The 19,446-nt window shown below is 75.0% G+C and carries 12 protein-coding genes and 2 tRNA genes; 7 read left to right on the forward strand and 7 right to left on the reverse strand.

The genetic code is table 11. The annotated features are described in order from the left end of the window. Positions 1-18: 18 nt before the first annotated feature. A tRNA-Arg gene (locus Q5694_RS07850) sits at positions 19-91 on the reverse strand. Positions 92-276: 185 nt separating this feature from the next. Then, positions 277-367 (reverse strand) — tRNA-Ser (locus Q5694_RS07855). Positions 368-575: 208 nt separating this feature from the next. Between Q5694_RS07855 and Q5694_RS07860 the strand changes: the two genes are divergently transcribed. Both Q5694_RS07860 and Q5694_RS07865 read left to right on the forward strand, forming a co-directional pair. Beyond that, positions 576-1,097 (forward strand): SSI family serine proteinase inhibitor, encoded by a 522-nt coding sequence (locus tag Q5694_RS07860; RefSeq protein ID WP_333931657.1) that lies wholly within the window; start codon positions 576-578, stop codon positions 1,095-1,097. A gap of 360 nt (positions 1,098-1,457) precedes the next feature. Next, positions 1,458-6,404: a hybrid sensor histidine kinase/response regulator gene (locus Q5694_RS07865; RefSeq protein WP_333931658.1), complete on the forward strand. Its 4,947-nt coding sequence runs from the start codon at positions 1,458-1,460 to the stop codon at positions 6,402-6,404. A gap of 142 nt (positions 6,405-6,546) precedes the next feature. Here the strand turns inward: Q5694_RS07865 and Q5694_RS07870 are convergent, their stop codons facing one another. Continuing rightward, positions 6,547-7,125 carry a TetR family transcriptional regulator gene (locus tag Q5694_RS07870; RefSeq protein ID WP_333931659.1) on the reverse strand — a complete coding sequence of 193 codons (579 nt, stop codon included), beginning with the start codon at positions 7,123-7,125 and terminating at the stop codon, positions 6,547-6,549. 131 nt (positions 7,126-7,256) lie between these two features. Here Q5694_RS07870 and Q5694_RS07875 point away from each other — a divergent pair, with 131 nt between their 5' ends. Next, positions 7,257-8,462 (forward strand): MFS transporter, encoded by a 1,206-nt coding sequence (locus tag Q5694_RS07875; protein ID WP_333931660.1) that lies wholly within the window; start codon positions 7,257-7,259, stop codon positions 8,460-8,462. A 30-nt stretch (positions 8,463-8,492) separates the two neighbouring features. Here Q5694_RS07875 and Q5694_RS07880 read toward each other — a convergent pair whose 3' ends face one another. The 3 genes from Q5694_RS07880 to Q5694_RS07890 all read right to left on the reverse strand — a co-directional run bounded on the left by Q5694_RS07880 (position 8,493) and on the right by Q5694_RS07890 (position 11,521). After that, positions 8,493-10,169: a long-chain fatty acid--CoA ligase gene (locus tag Q5694_RS07880; RefSeq protein ID WP_333931661.1), complete on the reverse strand. Its 1,677-nt coding sequence runs from the start codon at positions 10,167-10,169 to the stop codon at positions 8,493-8,495. Positions 10,170-10,364: 195 nt separating this feature from the next. Then, positions 10,365-10,922, reverse strand: a complete 558-nt coding sequence (locus Q5694_RS07885; protein ID WP_333931662.1) for a SigE family RNA polymerase sigma factor — start codon at positions 10,920-10,922, stop codon at positions 10,365-10,367. A 272-nt stretch (positions 10,923-11,194) separates the two neighbouring features. Then, the gene (locus tag Q5694_RS07890) at positions 11,195-11,521 is read right to left on the reverse strand and encodes a hypothetical protein (RefSeq protein ID WP_333931663.1); all 327 of its coding nucleotides are present in this window, start codon (positions 11,519-11,521) and stop codon (positions 11,195-11,197) included. 369 nt (positions 11,522-11,890) lie between these two features. Between Q5694_RS07890 and Q5694_RS07895 the strand changes: the two genes are divergently transcribed. From Q5694_RS07895 to Q5694_RS07910, 4 genes are all read left to right on the forward strand, one after another. Next, the gene (locus tag Q5694_RS07895; protein WP_333931664.1) at positions 11,891-12,757 is read left to right on the forward strand and encodes a bifunctional DNA primase/polymerase; all 867 of its coding nucleotides are present in this window, start codon (positions 11,891-11,893) and stop codon (positions 12,755-12,757) included. Positions 12,758-12,812: 55 nt separating this feature from the next. Beyond that, positions 12,813-13,274, forward strand: a complete 462-nt coding sequence (locus Q5694_RS07900) for a hypothetical protein (RefSeq protein WP_333931665.1) — start codon at positions 12,813-12,815, stop codon at positions 13,272-13,274. A gap of 9 nt (positions 13,275-13,283) precedes the next feature. After that, positions 13,284-13,844: a DinB family protein gene (locus Q5694_RS07905; protein WP_333931666.1), complete on the forward strand. Its 561-nt coding sequence runs from the start codon at positions 13,284-13,286 to the stop codon at positions 13,842-13,844. Between the two features lie 67 nt (positions 13,845-13,911). Beyond that, complete coding sequence (locus Q5694_RS07910) at positions 13,912-14,484, forward strand: GNAT family N-acetyltransferase (protein WP_333931667.1); 573 nt, start codon at positions 13,912-13,914, stop codon at positions 14,482-14,484. Positions 14,485-14,670: 186 nt separating this feature from the next. Here the strand turns inward: Q5694_RS07910 and Q5694_RS07915 are convergent, their stop codons facing one another. Continuing rightward, positions 14,671-19,173 carry an nSTAND1 domain-containing NTPase gene (locus tag Q5694_RS07915; protein ID WP_333931669.1) on the reverse strand — a complete coding sequence of 1,501 codons (4,503 nt, stop codon included), beginning with the start codon at positions 19,171-19,173 and terminating at the stop codon, positions 14,671-14,673. Positions 19,174-19,446: the final 273 nt, after the last annotated feature.

Genomic DNA, 19,446 nt, shown 5'->3' on the forward strand with positions numbered 1-19,446 from the left:
CGGGGCCTCTGGTCTGTGTGCACTCGGCAGGATTCGAACCTGCAACCTTCTGATCCGTAGTCAGATGCTCTATCCGTTAAGCTACGAGTGCTTGTTCTGTTGTTTCGCCGCTCTCGGGCCTTTCGGCTCGCTCGCGGCGACAGGAAGAACATTACATGACTGCCGCCGCCATGTGAAATCCATTGGGCGCACCCCTTGTGACCTGCGAAAACAGCCCTGCACGGGGACAACGACAGCGAAGCCCCGGTCAGGTGACCGGGGCTTCGTGATCGGGTGCGGAGGCGGAGGGATTTGAACCCTCGATGGGCTTTAAGACCCAAACCGCATTAGCAGTGCGGCGCCATAGACCGGACTAGGCGACGCCTCCAGCGCATCCACCCGCGCGAGCGCGAGTCGGTGCGTGCCGATGATGACACAGTCGAGCGGGGTGTCACCAATCGACCCCCACGGTACTAGGCGGGAAGGGCGCAGGGCAAAGCCCTTGCCGGGCGCGCGCGGGTCGCCCGGAGGGGGCCGGGCGGGCGGGAGAGGCGGGGCGGGCGCAACGTCCCGGGCCGCGCGGCGTTAGGCAGGGCATGTTGCGTGCCACCCCCCTCCGGGCCACCGCCCGCCCCGTACTGCGGCGCCTCCTCCTCTGCGCCGCCGCCTCCGTCGCCGGCGTCGGTTCGCTGGCCGCCGCGTCCCCGGCCGCTTACGCCGACCCCGCCGGGACCGACCCGCTCCCCAGGAGGTGGGCCGAGGACCTCCGGGACCGCGATCACCTCACCGTCACCGTGCGGAACGCCGGGAAGGAAGTGGACGGAACCTTCGATCTCCACTGCGGACCCGACGGCGGCAGCCACCCCGACCCGCGCGGCGCCTGCGCGATGCTGGAGCGGGACACGCGGTGGGGCCGGGACGTCTTCGCGCCGGCCCCGCAGGGCGGCATGTGCACCATGCAGTACGGCGGGCCGGCCACCGCGCACGTCACCGGCACCTGGGCCGGACGCCCCGTCGACGCGACGTACGACCGCCTCGACGGCTGCGGGATCGCCCGCTGGGACCGGCTCGTGCCCCTGCTTCCCGGCATGGGGGAGAAGGCGGACGCCGCCCGCTGAGCCACGGCCCGGCCCGGCCGTGCCCCGTCCACCGGGAACCCGGCCGGGCCTGCCCCGCACCTCCACCCGACACCCCCGTTCGCGCCACACTCCGCCCACATCAGGCCAGCTCGGCCGAAACATACAGAAACGTCTTCGTCGTAAAGGTCCCGCGAAGGTCCTGCGACGTCGTCGCAGGAGGGCGGGCTTTCACGGCCGCCCGGCCGCCGGTCCGGGGTCACTTCCCCGTGCGACGTCCCTCTCATCCGGCGTCGCGAGCGCAACCCCAGCCCTTAGACTCCCTCGCGTGACACGCCGCGGGACGGTTGGCAAGATGGCCCGAGCGGTCGGCAAGGTGCGGTAACAGGGAGGAAGCGTCTCGTGAGCAGCAGGCCATCCCGAGGCGCTGCTCGCCTCGCAGCCATACTGGACGCCCTTCCCGACGCGTTGGTGCTGGTCAACGCCAACGGGACGGTGGTCAACGCCAACACCATCGCCCTGGAGGCCTTCGAGACCCCGGGCACCGCCCTGGTGGGGCGCGGGCTGCTGGACCTGCTGCCGCAGTTCGACTCCAAACTCATCCCGGGCTCCATGCGCAGGCCCGAGCACATCGACCCGCGGGCCCGCACCAAGCCGACCCGGATGGTCGCGCGCCGGACCGACGGGACGGAGTTCCCCGTCGAGGTCACCAGTGCGAATCTGGAGAACGGGCAGCAGGCGTACGACGGTTACGGCTACACCGGCGACGAGCTGCTGATGCTCGTCGTGCGGGACCTGTCCGGGACCGTCGACACCGAGGCCGAGCTGGCCCGGTCGCAGCGGCAGACCGAGATGATCCTGCGGGCCGCCGCCGAGGGCGTCGTCGGCACCGACACCGACGGACGCATCGTGCTCGTCAACCCGTCGGCCGCGCAGATACTGGGCTACCGGGCCAGCGACCTCGGCGGACGCGAGCTGCACACCCTCGTCCTGCACTCGCGGGCCGACGGCTCGCCCTTCCCCTACGAGGACTCGCCGCTCGCCGACACGCTGCGCTCCGGGCGCAAGCACCGGGTGCGCGGGCAGGTGCTGTACGCCAAGAACGGCGCCAAGGTGCCGGTCGACCTGACGACCGCGCCCGTGCGCGACGGCGACCAGCTCGTCGGCGCCGTCATGACCTTCACCGACCGGCGGCCCTACGACGCCGTCGTGGAGGAGAAGGAGGCGGCCGACAAGGCCCACGCCGAGGAGCTGGAGCGGCTCTCCGAGGAGCACGCCTCCGAGTTGACCGCCCTGCGCCAGCAGCACGTCACCGAGCTGGAGGAGCTGCGCGAGCGGCACGCCGAGGAACTCGCCGCCAACGAGGAGCGGTACGCGGCCCTCGGGGAGCGGGAGAAGGACCGGTTCGACGCGTTGTCCGCGCGGCACGAGCAACTGCTGACCCTGCTGGGCCGGTCCCTGCGCGGCCCCCTGGAGGAGCTGCGCCGCGAACTGGCCGCGCTCGCCGCCGACGACGCCGGGCAGCTGTGGCCCGAGGCCAACCAGGTGCTGCACCACCTGTCGGCCGGTTACTCGCGCATCACGACCCTGATCGACAACGTCCTCGGCTACCAGCGGCTCGACGCCGGCAGCGAACACATCGCCCGGACGAAGGTGATGCTCGACGCCGTCGTCGCCGCCGGCGTCGACGGGGCCGTCGAACTCATCGGGCCCGGGCGGGTGCAGTTCGCCGTGCACGCCCCGCCCATCGAGGCCGAGGTCGACCCCCGGCTGCTCGCCACCGCCCTCGCCCACCTCGTCGCCGACGTGGCCGGGGTCGACGCGACCGGCAACACGCCCGTGTCGGCGGGCGGTTACATGGACAACACCGTCGTCGTGGCGGCCGCGCAGCGCGGCGAGGTCGTGCGGATCGAGGTCCGCGGGCCGTACGCCGGCGGCGACAGCGTGCACGAGCCGATCGTGCGCGGGATCGTCCGGGCCCACGGCGGTGTCCTGCAGACGCACGAGGTGCCGGGGATGAGCGGCAGCGCGTACGTCCTGGAAGTCCCGCTCGGCGGCGGGGCCGGGGCCGTCACCGCGCAGCCGGCCGACGAGGCGCCCGCCGCGCCCGGGACCGCGCCCGGCGAACAGCCCTCCGGGGGACGCCGACGTGCCCGGCGGGGCACGACCGACGCCTTCCTCGACGTCGACGTACCGGCCGGTGAGGGCGAGGGCGAGGCGGGCTCCGGTGCCGAGGGCGGCGTGCCGACCGGGCGGCGCAGGAGGCGGGCCGCCGGGGAACCGGCCGCCCTGCCCGCGCAGCCCTCCGGTGAGGACGCCGCCTCCGGCGGTACCGGGCGGCGACGCGGCCGGGCCGCCGAGGACGCCGGTGCGGCGGCCGTCGGCAGTGCCGTGCAGGGCGTCGCCGAAGGGGCCGTCGTGATGGCCGGGGAGCACGCGGCGGGGGCCGCCGCCTCCAACACCGGGCTGGGCGGCACCGTTCCGCCGCAGGGTGTGCCCGGGCCGTCCGGGCGGCGGGCCCGGCGCGAGGCCGGTGAGCAGCACGCGCTGCCTCCGGCGCTTCCGGCGGCGCCGTCCGGGGCGGTGCAGGATCAGGAGCGGAGTCAGGACCAGGGCCGGGGCTCACCGGGGCAGGGGCGGGGTGAGCCGGAGGCTCCGCAGCCGACGGGGCGCCGGCGCAGGGCGCTGGCCGCCGCGAACGAGCGGGCCGCGGCCGCGCAGGAAGCCGCGGCGGCCGGACCGCGTCCGGTGTTCGCACTGCCGCCCGCCGAGGCCGACCAGACGGCTTCGGGCACGGGTGCGCAGGCGCAGGCCGGTGGCGGTGGGGCCTCGGCGGCGGGCCTCGTGGCCGGTCCCGGTTCCGTGGCCGGTCCCGGTTCCGTGGGTGCTCCCGGTTCCGCGGGTGGTGAAGGGGGCGTCGAGGAGGGGCGGCACGATGCCGTTCCGCACGACCAGTCCGCCGATCACACGCCTCCGCAGCCGCACCCGACCAGCCAGCCGACCGGGCGCCGACGGCGTGCCGTGGCCGCACCGCAGCCGGCCGGGGCGGAAGGAGCGCCCGGGGCGCAGACTCCTGGCGTGCCCGTACCGGTCACGGCAGCCCAGGGCGCCGCGCGGCAGGCCGCCGGACCCGAGGGTGCCGTGCAGCCGGGAGCCGTGCCGGGGCATCCCGGCCAGGTGGCTGCCGCGCCGGGGGGAGCCGCACCGGTGGCCGGCGGGCCTGCGGGCTCCGTGGCTCCGCACGCCGTGGCTCCGGATGCCGTCGCTCCAGGTGCCGCGCCTGCGGGTGCCGTGCCTGCGGGTTCCGTGCCTCTCCCTTCCGCTCCCGTGCCTCCGGGGGCCGTGCCGCCCGGTGCTGTGCCTTCGCACACAGGGCCGGGGCTTCCGCCGCAGGGCGTGCCCGGACAGGCCGGGGCCCCCGCCGCCCGGGTCGCGCCGGGCACGGGCGTGCCGCCGCAGGGCAACGGCATGCCGCAGGGCACCCCCGTTCCGCCCCAGGGCAACGGCCCCCGGCCACCGGCGACTGCCGTACCGCCGCAGGGCGTCGCCCAGCCGCGTCCGGACGCCGTGCCACCGCAGGGTGCACCCGTGCCTGCCCAGGGCCTTCCCGTGCAGGCCGGGCTCGGGCACAGTGTGCAGGCGGTGCTTCCGGGACAGGCGGTGCAGTTGCAGCCGCAGCCGCTGCCCCCGCACGCCGCCCCCGCGCCGGACCGGCACGCCTCGGCCTCTCAGCCGCTGCCCGCCGAAGCCGCCGCCGGGCAGAACCCCGGCGTCCCGGTCCAGGGGAGCCCCGCCCGGGCGACCGACCCTCAGGTGACGCCCGCTCAGGGCACCCCGGTGCAAGGGCCCTCCGCTCAGGGCACCCCCGTTCCGGGCCCGTCCGTCCCCGGCGGGTGGCCCGCCGGCGGCGGCACCTCGGGCGCCGGCGTCCCCGTGCCCGCGCACGGTGCCGGGCAGAACGTCCACCCCCAGGCCGCCCCGCCCGGGACGGCCCGGCGGAACAGCCCCGCCCCCGGCACGCCGCTGCCGCCGCAGCAGGCCGCTCCGCGGGCCGCGGCCCAGCCGCTGCCCGCCGAGGCCGCGGCACCCGTGGACCCCGACTCGACGCAGGGACGGGCGATCAGCGTCCGGACGCTGGGCCAGGGCGTGCCGTTCACCCGGCAGGCGGCCCAGGTCCAGCAGCCGCCGGCCGCCCACGGCACCACCACGCCTCCCCCGCACGCGCCGGGCGGCTCGGGCCGCCGCCGCAAGCTCGGTACGCCGCCCGACCCGGCCGCGCGCATGGAGCAGCAGGCCGGTGCGGACCAGGCGGCGCGGCCGGCGGACCGGACGGGCCGCCCGGAGCACGCCGCCGCCCGGCCGCATCCGGTGACCGAGCCGGCGCCCCCGGGCGGTACCCCCGCCGGGACGCCGGTCCCGCCGGGAGCACCGGCTCCCGCGCCCGCACCCGCGCAGCCCTCGCCGGCCGGGCAGACCCGGCTCGCGCCGATGACCGAGGGCGGCGGGCGCTCGTACGCCATAGGCGCGCCGGACGAGAACGCCGCCGAGGGGCCCGAGCCGCTGGACGGTCCCGGCGGGGCCGTCGAGGTCGCCGATCCGCCCCGGCCGCAGCCGATGGACGACGAACTGCCGCCCGAGCCGCTGGACAACCCGCGGCGGCTGCTGGTGTGGCCCGCGCCGGACGTCAGCACCCAGCAGGCGCTGAGCGACCGCGGCTACCGGCCGGTGATCGTGAACTCGCGCGAGGAGGTCGACGCGCAGATCGCGGCGTTCCCGGCCGCGCTGTTCGTCGACCCGCTGACCGGTCCGATCACGCGGACGGCGCTGCAGTCGCTGCGGCAGGCCGCGGTGGCGGCCGAGGTGCCCGTACTGGTCACCGCCGGGCTCGGGCAAGCCTCGCGGGACGCGGCGTACGGGGCCGACCCGGCCGTGCTGCTGAAGGCGCTGGCGCCGCGCGACAGCGAGCAGCACCCGCCGCGGGTGCTGCTGATCGAGGAGCACGCGGAGATCGCGCTGGCGCTGACGGCGACGCTGGAGCGGCGCGGGATGCAGGTCGCGCGGGCCGCGAGCGACGCGGACGCGGTGACGCTGGCGGGGCAGTTCCGGCCGAACCTCGTCGTGATGGACCTGCTGCAGGTGCACCGGCGGCAGGCCGGGATCGTGGACTGGCTGCGGGCGAACGGGCAGCTCAACCGCACTCCGCTCGTCGTCTACACCGCCGCCGTCGACCAGGCGGACCTGCCGCGGCTGGCGTCCGGGGAGACGGTGCTGTTCCTGGCGGAGCGCTCGACCAGCAACGAGGTGCAGTCCCGGATCGTCGAGCTGCTCAGCCGGATCGGCACCAACTAGCACCGGCCGGCGGCACGCCGGGCGGCGTTCCCTCGTGGAGCCGCTCACCCCCGTGCTTCGCGGCGATCCGGGAGCACGACACCGGCACCTCCGTGCCGACGGCGCCGCATCCCCACCGGAAGACGACGGGCCCGAGGACCGGCTAGCGGGCCGTCAGGCGGCGGGCCGCCTCCTTGACCGAGGCGCGCAGCCGGTCCCGGTCGGGGTCGCCGCCACCGACCAGGATGCGGCGCATCTGCGGGACGACGGCCGTCCAGTTGGCCAGGGCGGTGAGCAGGAACAGCAGGTCGGCGGCCGGGATCGCGTCGGTGACGGCACCCCGCTCCTGACCGTCGCGCAGGGCGGCCACCTTGCGGGCGTAGTGCTCCTGGCGGTCGGACTCGTGGGGCAGTTCGGCGCTGCCGTACTCCAGACCCTCCCGGAAGAGCAGGCGCAGCAGTTCGGGGTGGGCGGCGTGGTAGTCCATCAGCCGGTCGATCCAGCCCTCGATGTCGTCGGGGTCGACGGGGACGGCCTCGGCGAGGTGGAGCATCTTGCGTTCGAGGACGATCGCGAAGAGCTCGGCCTTGTTGCCGAAGTAGGCGTAGATGAGCTGCTTGTTGGCCTTCGCCTCGGCGGCGATGCGGTCGATGCGGGCACCGGCGATCCCGTGCCGGGCGAACTCGGCGACCGCCGCCTCGAAGATCCGGGCCTTGGTGGCCTCGGGGTCCCTTGCTGCCATGGGGAGAGGGTAGCGCGATCAGGTAACCAACTGTTTGGTTGACAGGGAATGAGGAGGCGCCCCAGACTGTTCCCCCCATCAGCCAACCAACCAGTTAGTTGTTAGAGCCGACTCCAAGGAGTCCTCCCCTCATGCCGTCAGCGACCACCATCACCTCCCCCCGGGCGGGCCGCACCGCGACACGGGCGCCGCGCACGCCCTCCCCCGGCCTCTTCCTCACCCTGCTCGCGGTGTGCAGCGCGGTCACCGCCGCCAACATCTACCTCGCCGCCCCGCTGCTGTCCCTGATGGCCCGCGACTTCGGCTCGACCCCCTCGGCCCTGGCCTGGATCGCCTCCGTCGCGCAGCTCGGCTACGCGGTCGGCCTGCTGTTCTTCGCCCCGCTCGGCGACAGCGTCAACCGCCGCCGGCTGGTCGCCGGGCTGACGCTGGTGACCGCACTGGCACTGGCGGCCAGTGCCCTCGCCCCGGGCGCCGGGATCCTCGCGGCCGCCGTGTTCGTCGCCTCGGCGGCGACCGTCGTCCCGCAGCTGCTCGTGCCGCTGGTCGCCGAACGGGCCCCGGCCGAGCGGCGCGCCCGGCACGTCGCCGCCGTGATCGCGGGCCTGTTCACCGGCATCGTCGGCGCCCGGGTGCTGGGCGGGCTGGCCGGGCAGGCCTTCGGCTGGCGCTGGGTGTTCGCGGGTGCCGCCGTGCTCACGCTGGTCCTGGGGCTGGCGACCGCGTTCGTGCTGCCGTCGCGGCGCAGCAGGCGGGGCTCGCTGTTCTCCGGGCTCGCCGCCCTGCCGTCGGTGCTGCGGAGCTCGCCGGACCTGTGGCGGGCGTGTGTGCGCCAGGCCGGGATGTTCGGTGCCTGGAGCGCGCTGTGGACGTCGCTCGCGGTGCTGCTGACCGGGCCCGAGTACGGGCTGTCCACCGCGACCGCCGGGCTGTTCGGGCTGTTCGGGCTGACCGCGAGCGCGGTGGCGCCGCTGGCCGGCGGGCTGGTGGACCGGTTCGGCGCTGCCCGGGTGGTGCGCTCCGCGTATCTGGTGGCGGCCGTGTCCGTGCCGCTGTTCTGGCTGGGCGGGCAGGCACTGGGCGCCCTGTTCGCCGCGGCGGTCGCGATCCACGCCGCGCTGGTGGCCTCGCACGTCGCCAACCAGACGCTGGCCCTGACCGCCACCTCCACCCCGGCCACCGCCAACACGGCCTACGTGGTCGCCGGCTTCGCGGGCGGCGCCGCCGCCTCGGCCCTCGCGGGGGCCGCCTACGGCCACTTCGGCTGGGACGGGGTGTGCGCGGTGGCGGGGCTGTGGCTGCTGCTGGGCTGGGGGGTGACCGCCGTACGACGGTGAGACGTCGCCGTACGGCGGTCCGCGGGCGCGTCAGAGGCGGGTGACGTCCAGCTCGCCCTGCGCGTACCGCTTGCGCAGCACCTTCTTGTCGAACTTGCCGACGCTCGTCTTCGGGACCGCCTCGATGATCGTCCAGCGCTCCGGGAGCTGCCACTTGGCGATCTTGCCCTCGTCGGCGAGGAAGCCGCGCAGGGCCTCGAAGCCGACGGAGGCGCCCTCCTTGAGGACCACCGTGGCCAGGGGGCGCTCGCCCCACTTGTCGTCGGGCACGGCGACGACGGCGGCCTCGGCGACGTCCGGGTGGGACATCAGCGCGTTCTCCAGCTCCACCGAGGAGATCCACTCGCCGCCGGACTTGATGACGTCCTTGGCGCGGTCGGTGAGCGTGAGGTAGCCGTCGGGCGAGATGGTGCCGACGTCGCCCGTCTTGAGCCAGCCGTCCTCGCTGAACTTGTCGGCGGGGCGCAGGGGTTCGGCGTCGGGGCCGTTGTAGTAGGCGCCCGCGATCCAGGCGCCGCGCACCTCGAGTTCACCGGCCGACTCCCCGTCCCACGGGAGGCGTTCGCCGCCGGGGCCGGTCAGCCGGGCCTCGACACCGGCCGGGAAGCGGCCCTGGGTGAGGCGGTAGGCGAACTCCTCGTCCGTGCCGACCGCGGAGGCGGGCGGACGGGCGACCGTGCCCAGCGGGGACGTCTCCGTCATGCCCCAGGCGTGGCAGACCCGCATGCCCAGCTTGTCGAAGGCCTCCATCAGCGACGGCGGACACGCCGAGCCGCCGATGGTGACCTGGGTGAGGGAGGAGACGTCCCGGGGGTGGGCGGTCAGCTCGGCGAGCAGGCCCTGCCAGATGGTCGGGACGGCGGCGGCGTGGGTCGGCTTCTCGCGCTCGATCATCGCGGCGAGCGGGGCCGGCTGGAGGAAGCGGTCCGGCATCAACATGTTCACGCCGGTCATGAACGTGGCGTGCGGCAGGCCCCAGGCGTTCACGTGGAACTGGGGAACCACGACCAGGGAGGTGTCCTGGTCGGTCAGGCCCATCGACTGGGCCATGTTGACCTGCATGGAGTGCAGGTAGATGGAGCGGTGGCTGTAGACCACGCCCTTGGGGTCGCCGGTGGTGCCGGAGGTGTAGCACATGGCGGCGGCCTGGCGTTCGTCCAGCTCGGGCCAGTCGTAGGAGACCGGCTTGCCGGCGATGAGGTCCTCGTACTCGTGGACCCGCACGGTGGCCTCGGCGAGCGGGGAGCGGTCGCCGGGGCCGGTGACGACGACGTGCTCGACGGTCTTCAGGTGCGGCAGCAGCGGGGCGAGCAGGGGGAGCAGCGAGCCGTTGGCGATGATCACGCGGTCGGCGGCGTGGTGGACGATCCAGGCCAGCTGCTCGGGCGGGAGGCGGAGGTTCAGGGTGTGCAGGACCGCGCCCATGGAGGGGATCGCGAAGTAGGCCTCGACGTGCTCCGCGTTGTTCCAGGCGAGGGTCGCCACGCGCTCGTCGCCGGTGACGCCCAGGTCCTCGCGCAGGGCGTGGGCGAGCTGGGCCGCGCGGGCGCCGATCTCCGCGAAGGAGCGGCGGTGCGGTTCGCCCTCACCGGTCCAGGTGGTCACCTGTGACGTCCCGTGGATCGTCGACCCGTGGGTCAGGATCCTCGAGATCAGCAGCGGTACGTCCTGCATGGTGCTCAGCACGGCGTCCTCCCGGGGCGGCATTGCCTGCGCGGTGGTAAGGGATGCGCTGATTCTGCGCACATACCGCGCGGTATGTCACTAGGACCGGGCGATCGATCACATCACGCCGTACGGCGGATTCGGCTCACAGTCGCGTACGGCGGGCCGTGCGGGGTGCTGCGGGCGGCCGGTGCGCAGTGCTGCGGGCGGCCGGTGCGGTCCGCGGCGGGCCGGTCTCTAGTGGCGGACGAGCCCGAGTTCGGTGTCCTCGCGGAGCTTGCCCAGCGCGCGGGAGACGGCCGACTTGACCGTGCCCACCGAGACACCGAGGACCTCGGCCGTCTGCACCTCGCTGAGGTCCTCGTAGTACCGCAGGACGACCATGGCGCGCTGCCGGGCGGGCAGGCGCATGATCGCCCGCCACATCGCGTCGCGCAGGGCCTGCTGCTCGGCCGGGTCGCCGCCGGGGCGCGGTTCCGGCTCGGGCAGCTCGTCGCAGGCGAACTCGTCGACCTTGCGTTTGCGCCACTGCGAGGTCCGCGTGTTCAGCAGGGCCCGGCGCACGTAACCGTCGAGGGCGCGGTGGTCCTCGATCCGCTCCCAGGCGACGTACGTCTTGGTGAGCGCGGTCTGCAGCAGGTCCTCCGCGTCGCTCGGGTTGCCGGTGAGCGAGCGGGCGGTCCGCAGCAGCACCGGCCGGCGGGCCCTGACGTACGACGAGAACGACGGGTAGGGAAGGGTCTGCGCCGCTGGCGCGGCCGCCTTCGAAGCGGTGGTGCAGACGAGTGTGGTCATGGCTCCACGCTAGGAGCGGGGCGTGCCCGGCGGATCGGCCGCAGGTCCCGAAGCGGGGTCCCCCTCAGGTTGTAGGGGCGGGGGTGGCTGCACCTCCTGTAGGTGGAGCGCCGGCCGGAGAGTACTGCGGGTTCGCCCCTGGGGGGACGGACGCCCCTGCACCGCGGGAACGCCTGGGCGGCGGTACCGAAGTACCGCCGCCCAGGCGTTCGTCACCCCACGAAGGACCCCCCGCCCCCCGGGCCGCTGCCGCCGCACCGGCCCCGCTCAGCTCACCACCACAGCGGGGTGAAGCTGATGGCCGTGTTGGCGTTGCCCTGGTTGACGGCCGTGAACGCCGAGCCGTTGACCTGGGCGGTGTTGCTCTGGTTCGAGGCGCCGTCGCCGACGGCCTGCTGCTGTGTGGTGGCCGCGTTGCCGAAGTTGTCGCCGCCGACGCCGCTGCCGAGGATGCCCTGCTCGGCCTCGCTGACGGCCGCGATCGATCCGCCGTCCGCGAAGGCGCCGTTGTCCGCCGTCGCGACACCGGCGAAGAGGGCGGCCGCGAGCGGAAGGGCGGAGACGGCTGCGATGACGCGGGCGGTGCGGATGCTTGCCATGGTGCTGTCCCTCCAGGACTTCGGAAAACCGTGGTCGTGCCGGCTCAGGCCGGCGGTGCGTGAACTGCTGGTGTCACCGGGGAAGTCGGCCGGCCGCCCCGGTGCGGTGCTCGACGTCGCGAGTCCAGAGTTGCCCGCCGGATCCCCGGCGAACCACCCCGGAACCCCCTGTTCGCACGCAAGCGTGAGAACAAGTCGATAAACCCCTTTGCGTCACTTCCGCCCCGAACAAGGGCGAAAAGGAGCGCCGGACCCTGGGCGCCGCAAGAGGTGAAGCGTTCCGGCACATTTCCCCCGGCGTCGCCCGCCCCCGGCGCGTCCTCCTCGCTCCCCCTTTCCTTTTTCGAACGTACGTACGAAACTAGAGCCATGGCCACCACCGACCGGCAGGCCACGACGCTGGCCCTCGCCCACGCCCTGTCAGCCGCCGAGCGCGGGCTGGCCGTCATCCCCCTGTCGCGCACCAAGCTGCCCGCGCTGCGTTCCCCCCACCGCGACGACCCCCTCCCCTCCCCCTGCCACGGCGAGTGCGGCCGCCTCGGACACGGGGTTCACGACGCCTCCAGCGACCCGGCCCGCATCCGCGAACTGTTCGCCGCCGCCCCCTGGGCGACCGGCTACGGCATCGCCTGCGGACTGCCCCCGCACCACCTCGTCGGCGTCGACCTGGACGTGAAGACCGGCGCCGACTCCTCGGCCGCCCTGCGCGAGCTGGCCTTACGGCACCTGTTCACCATCCCGCCCACCGTGGTCGTCGTGACCCCGTCGGGCGGGCGGCACCTGTGGCTGAGCGGCCCGCCGGACGTGGTCGTCCCCAACTCGGCGGGCCGCCTCGCGCCGGGCATCGACATCCGCGGCGCGGGCGGCTACCTCGTCGGCCCCGGCTCGCGCACCGCGCACGGGGTCTACTCCGCCGCCCCGGGCACCGCCCACCTGCCGCCCGCGCCCGTCCCGCGTTCCCTGCTGCGGCTGCTGCTGCCGCCGCCGCGCGCCCACGACCGCCTGCCGGGCCCGTCCGGCGGTCACGGCCAGGGCCTGGTCCAGTTCGTCCTCGCCGCGCACGAGGGCCAGCGCAACACCCGGCTGTTCTGGGCCGCCTGCCGGGCCTACGAGGACGGCATCGGCCCCGCGCTCGTGGAACTGCTGGTCGAGGCCGCCGTCGAGACCGGCCTGTCCGAGCGGGAGGCCCGGGCGACCCTCGCGTCGGCGGCGCGGCTCACGGGGCACCGGCCGTGACCACCGCCCCGCCCGTGCCGAGCGCAGCCCCGACCAGGAACAGCGAAAGACCCCCATGCCACAGCACGTCAAAGCGCCGGCCCTGGCGCTCGCCCGCCTCGTCCTGGCCTCCGGCCGCCCGGTCGACCTCGCCGAGCTGCGGTTCACCTCGACGTACGGCGATCTGGAGGGCTACCCCTGCAGGCCGGTGAACGACCTGCGGATCGAGGGCCTGCTGCGGGCCGCCCGGCGGGCCCGGCCCGGCACGCCCGTCCACCTGGTCGCGCCGCCGCGCGAGTACCCCGACCAGTACGCGGGCGGCCTCGGGCCGGTCGAGGTGCTCCCCCCGGTGGCCTGCCTCGGCACGTTCCACTCCACGGCCCTCGACCCGGCGCACGACCCCGTCGCCTACCGCTCCCGCCTCACCGTCCTGTGGTTCCAGACCGCCCCGCGCCTGCCCTCGGACTGCCGGGCGGAGCCGGGACTGCGGGACCTGGACTGGTCCCGGCTGGCCCGGGACGCCCGGACGTCCGCGTAGGGTCGGGCGATGAGCGACGTGAGGGCGTCCCGCACGCAACTGCTGCGCCGGCAGTTCGAGGTGACCTGGTCCCTGTTCGAGTACCACCTGGAGCGGCTGGAGCCACAGGACTTCCTGTGGGAGCCCGCCGCCCACTGCTGGACCGTGCGCAGGTCCGCCGACGGCACCTGGACGCCGGACTGGGCGGACACGGAACCCGACCCCGTGCCCGTGCCGACCATCGCCTGGGTGAGCTGGCACATCGGCTGGTGGTGGAGCGTGGCCGTCGAGCACGCGAGCGGGCGCACTCCCCCCGGGCGGGCGGACGTCGTCTGGCCCGGTGAGGGGCTGCCCACGATCGAGTGGCTGCGGGGGCTGCGCACGCGGTGGCTGGATGTCCTGGACACCCTCACCGACGCCCGCCTGGACGCCACGGCCCCCTTCCCCTGGCCGTCCGACCCGCGGTACACCGTCGCCGACATGGCGGCCTGGGTGAACACCGAACTGACCAAGAACGTCAGCGAGATCGGGCAGCTGCGCCTGCTGCGGGCCGCGTCCGCCGGGACACCGGGAGCACGGCCGCCCGCCTGAACCGCCCGCGCCGGTCCGGCCGCCGTCGCCCCGGGCGCCGTGCCACGGGACGTGACATCGTGGGGGCATGACCATCGTCGTGCGGCCGGCGTCGGAGTTCGAGGACGTCCGCGCCGTCCTGGGCCCGAAGTCACCCACCGCGAACGTCTGCTGGTGCCTGAGCTACCGCATCCCGTCCCGGCTCAACAACGAACTGCGCGGCCCGGCGCGGGGCGAGTACGTCGCCGGACTGTGCCGCGCCGACATCGCCCCGGGCGTGCTCGCCTACGACGGCGACGAACCGGTCGGCTGGGCCGCGATCGCCCCCCGCACGCAGACCACGTTCGCCCGCAACCGCAAGATCCCGCACGTCGACGACCTGCCCGTGTGGTCCCTGTGGTGCGTCCGGGTCCGCCCCGGCCACCGCAAGCAGGGCGTCTCGCACGCCCTGATCGCCGGCGCCGTCGACTTCGCCCGGTCCCACGGGGCCCCGGCCGTCGAGGCGTACCCCCTCGACAACGGCGACGCCAGGGTCGACCTGACCATGGCCTACGCCGGTCTGCGGAAGAACTTCGAGCGGGCGGGCTTCACCCTCGCGGCCCCGACGACCTCGGTCCTGGCCGGTCATCCGCGGGTGCTGATGCGCCTCGACCTGCGCTGACGGCGCTCCGGGGCCCGCGCACGGAAAGACCCGACCGCTGGCGACGGGGGATGCACCAGCGGTCGGGCCATGGCCAAGGGTAACAAGCGCTTGCGCACCGCGAGCCGACTCCCGGCGACTGAACGCCGGTTGTGACTGGTATCACTCAACTCCCTTGCATCACACGGTTGTTGGCGTCTGTGCCGTTCAGCCGCCGCAGGGCGGGTCGTAGGAGAGCCGGGGCAGGTACTCGTGCCAGGTGTCCGGGGTCAGCACGCCCCGGGTCATGGCGCACACGCGCCGCGCGGCCCGCTCGACGTCCAGATCCCACAGGCGGATGGAGTCCGCCCCGCTCGACACCGCCAGCATGCCGCTGCCCGGGTTGAACGCCAGGTAGTTGCCGGCCTTCGCGCTGGTCATGGACTGGCCGATGGCGTCGGCTGCGGCGGGGTCGGAGACGTTCCACAGCCGGACGGTGCTGTCGTTGCCGCCGCTCGCCAGGGTGCGGCCGTCCCGGCTGAAGGTCAGCGCCACGACCGCCTCCGAGTGACCGGTCAGACGCGTCCGCTGCACGGCCCGGGCCGGGTCGGACACGTCCCAGAGCCGGACGGAGGTGTCGTCGCCCGCGCTGGCCAGCGTCCGGCCGTCCCGGCTGTACGCGAGGACGTTGACCGCTCCGAGATGACCGCGGAGCGGGGCGCCGGCCGGCAGGATCCGGCCCGGGTCCGCCGCGTTCCACAGCCGGATCGTGCCGTCCGCGCTGCCACTGGCCAGCGTCCGGCCGTCCGGACTGAAGACCAGGTGGTTGACGTAGCCCTTGTGCCCGGTCAGCGGCGCGCCGAGCGGCCGCGGGCGGGAGCGGTCGGAGATGTCCCACAGCCGGATCGTGCGGTCGTCGTCGGCGGTGGCCAGGGTGCGGCCGTCCGGGCTGAAGGCGAGCGGATCGGCGTACCGGATCCGCAGCGGGACGGGCGGTCCGTGGGCGACGGGGTGCGCCGGATCGCCGACGTTCCACAGCTGCACGGCCCGGTCGCCGGTCACCACCGCCAGGGTGCGGCCGTCCGGAGAGAACTCCAGTGAGCGCACGTCCCCCTCCCCGGGCCGGAACGGCTCGCCCAGCCGCACCGGCCTGCCCGGCGACCGCACGTCCCACAACCGCAGCCGCCCGTCGCGCCCCGCCGTGGCCAGCACCTGCCCGTCCGGGCGGAACGTCCCGGTCCGGCCGGTCATGTCCGAGCGCGGCAGCGCCCACAGCCGCACCTTGTTGTCACCCGCGCCGGTGGCCAGGGTGCGCCCGTCGGGACTGAAGCCCAGCGCGAACATCTCCCCGCTGCTGCCCGCCAGCGGCCCGCCCACCTGCGCGGGGTGGGCCGGATCGGCCACCTTCCACAGGCTCGCCGTGGTGTCCGAGCTGGCGGCGGCGAGCATGCCCCCGTCGGGACTGAACGCCACCGACCAGACCGGCCCGGTGTGGCCGATCAACGGTGTTCCGACGGCCTCGGGGCGACCGGATCCGGCCATGTTCCACAACCGGATCGTGCCGTCCTCGCCCCCGCTGGCGAGCGTCCGGCCGTCCGGGCTGTACGCCACCGAGTGCACAGTGGAGGTGTGGCCGGTCAGCGGCCTGCCGGCCGGCTCGGGACGCCCCGGTTCGGACGTGTCCCACAGCCGGATCGTGCCGTCGTCGCCGCCCGCCGCCAGGGTCCGCCCGTCCGGGCTGAACGTCACCGAGCGCACGGCGGCCGTGTGCCCGGTCAGCGGTGTCCCCAGGGGTCGCGGCCGGCGCGGATCGGTCATGTCCCACAGCCGCACCGTCCGGTCGTGGCTCGCGGAGGCGAGCGTGCGGCCGTCCGGACTGAACGCGATCAGGTAGATGGTGCCGCCGTGGCCGGTCAGCGGTCGGCCGAGCGACTTCGGGCGGCCGGGGCCGGTCACGTCCCACAGCCGGATCGTGCCGTCGTCGGAGGCGCTGGCCAGGGTCCGGCCGTCCGGGCTGAAGATCGCGCTGCTCACCCAGCTCGTGTGACCGGTGAGGGGCGCGCCCAGCGCCTCGGGCCGCTGCGGGTCGGCGACGTCCCACAGCCGCACGGTCCGGTCGTAGCTGGCGGTGGCCAGGGTCTGGCCGTCGGGACTGAAGGTCGTGAGGTAGACGGCGCCGGTGTGGCCGGACAGGGGAGTGGCCAGCGGGGCGTTCACGACGGAGATCAGCCGGCTGCTCGCGCCCTCGTCGTCGGGGCGCAGCCGGTGGGCGACCAGGTCGAGCTGCGCCGACAGCGACGGGTCGGTGTCCCGGACGCGGTCGGCCTGCGCGAGCACCTGCTCGAACACCGCCTCGTCCCGCTGCTTCCAGGCGATCACGGCCGCCCCGACCGCCAGCAGGGCCAGTGCCATCAGCGACGCCACCGCGGCCCTGCTGATCCAGATCACGCGGCGGCGCAGCCGCACCGAGGCGGCCAGGAACTCCACCGCGCTGCGGGTCAGGAAGGTGTCCCCGGCCGACTCGGCCCAGGTGTGGGCCTGCTCGAGCCGGGAGCCCCGGTACAGCAGCGACGCGTCGCGGTGCGACTCCTCCCAGGCCCGGCCGTCCTCCTCCAATCGCTGGCGCAGCAGGTTGCCCTGCCGGTCCTCGTCGATCCAGTCGCGCAGCCGCGGCCAGGCGTGCAGCAGCGCCTCGTGCGTGATCTCCACCGTCTCCGCGTCGAGCGTCACCAGCCGCGCGCGGACCAGCGCCTCCAGGGACTCCTCGGTCTTGTCCGGGTCGGCCGACTCCTCCGCCAGCTGGCGCCGGGTGCCGCGCCGCCGCGTGGCCTGGGTGTCCTCGCCCAGCCGGACCAGCCGGAGCAGGAGCAGCCGGGCCGCCGTGCGCGCGGCCGGGTCGAGGCGGGACCAGGCCCGTTCGGCCGTCGCCGCGACGGCGCCCTGGATGCCGCCGGCCGCGCGGTAACCGGCCAGGGTCAGCCGGCCCGCCTTGCGGCGCTGCCAGGTGGCCAGCAGGGCGTGCGACAGCAGCGGCAGCGCGCCCGCGTCGTGCGCCCCGCGCGGGCCGTCCGCGCCGACCTCCCGGACGATCAGCTCCGCGAGGCCGGGTTCCAGTTCCAGTCCGACCGCCTTGGCCGGGCCGGTCACCGCCTCGCGCAGCTCCGCTGCGGTCAGCGGCCCGAGCACCATGTGCCGGTGCTGGAGGGCGTCGGCCAGCTCGGGGTACCTCAGGCACTGCTCGTAGAAGTCCGCGCGGATGCCCAGGACGACGATCGCCGGGGCCGGTTCGCCCGGGGCGGCGGGAGAGCAGGCGGCATGCAGGGTCTCGACGAAGGTCCGGCGCTCGGTCTCGTCGGTGCAGAGCGTGAACGTTTCCTCGAACTGGTCCACGATGACGACGGGTCGGGCACCGGAGGGATCCTCACGCCGCGCCCAGGCGGTCACGGCGGCGCGGACGGCGGCGGAGAAGGAGGGAGTACCGGGCTCCGGGGCGGGGGCCGGGGCCGTGGGGCCGGGCGCCGGGGCGTCCGGTGGTGGTGGGGGTGGGGGTGGGGGTGGGGGTGGGGGTGGGGCCGACGCGGGGCTGGTGGGCCGGGAGGGCCGGGACCAGGGCCGGGGTGTGCCGGGCGGATCGGGCGAGCCGGTCGGCTCGGGATGCCCGGTCGGACCGGCCGGGCCGCTCGGACCGCTGTCGACGCTCGGACCGCTGTCGACGCTCGGACCGCTGAAACCGGTCGGGCCGCTCGAACCACCGGGGCCGTTCGGCTCGGTCGGCCCGCCCGCGCCGGTCGTGTCGATCCGGTCGTCGTGCGGGCCGGTCCGGTCGGTCTCACGCGCGGGACCGGGGAGGGCGTCCCCGTCGGGACCGCTGGCGCGGGCGTTCGCGTCCGGCGTGCCGGGAACGGTGTGCGCCTCGGCCGTGTCACCGCCCGGGGCGGTCCCCTCCGGGGAGGTCCCCGGCGGTCCCCCTGGATCCCGCACAGCCGGGAGTACCGAGGCCAGTTCGGGAACGCACCGGCTGAGTTCCGCCAGCGGGTCACTGCCCGGCAGGAGTTGGACGACCAGCCGCCCCCGCCCGGCCCGGCCGTCGGCGTCCACGTCGGCGACGGTGTCACCGTCGGCCAGCGCCCCCTGCCTGAGGGCCGGCACGAGACCCGCGTTGAGCAGCGAGGACTTGCCCGCTCCCGAGGCACCGACCAGCATCACCAGACCACCGGCCGGCGGCACGGCCGCGAGCTGCTCGACGAGCGCGTCCGTGCTCCGCTCCCGGCCGAAGAACCAGCGGGCGTCCTCCAGCCGGTAGGAGGCCAGTCCTCGGTACGGGCACACCCCGCCGGGCGCGGGCGCGGGGTCGGCCGGGACCTGCTCCTCGGCCGGGGACGCCGCCGGACGTTCGCCGGCCGGCCCGGCCACCGCGCTCTCCCACAGCCGCTGCCACTGCCCGACGTCGTACAGACCGGGGGACACCGGGGTCGGCCGGGCCCGGCGCGCCTCGGGGATCAGCACCTGCAGCACGGCCGCGAGGGCGGCGAACTGAGCCGGTACGTTCCGGGCCCGCCGCCAGTCGCTGATGCGCTGGGCGGACACCCGCACGGGGCGTCCTCGTTCGTCGACCCGCTGCAACCGCACGACCGCTTCGGACACCCGTTTGAGCGGGGGATTGCCGGCTTCCTTGTACAGCAGGGCGAGGCGTTCCGCGAAGGCGGTGCGCGCCCCCGAGTCGGAACCCAAGGTCTCCCCTCCTCACATCCGATCGCCTGTACGTCCGGTCCGGAAAACTCACTCTATATAGCTGACCTGCGGTAACGCCGTCCGTCGAGCCCCGGAACCTCCTCCTCCGTGGCCTGAAATGGCAGGATCCGGACGCAGCAGCGCACCCATCCGGACAGCTTCCGTCCAGGTCGACGACGGCAGGCTCCACCGTTCGGTACCGGTCCCCACGAGGGGAGGGACCGGTACCGGACGACGTGGTGAGCCTCCCCGGCCCGGTGCACTCCCCAACCC

Origin of the sequence: Streptomyces sp. AHA2, assembly GCF_036857595.1 — a bacterium.
In the GTDB taxonomy this organism is placed as follows: domain Bacteria; phylum Actinomycetota; class Actinomycetes; order Streptomycetales; family Streptomycetaceae; genus Streptomyces.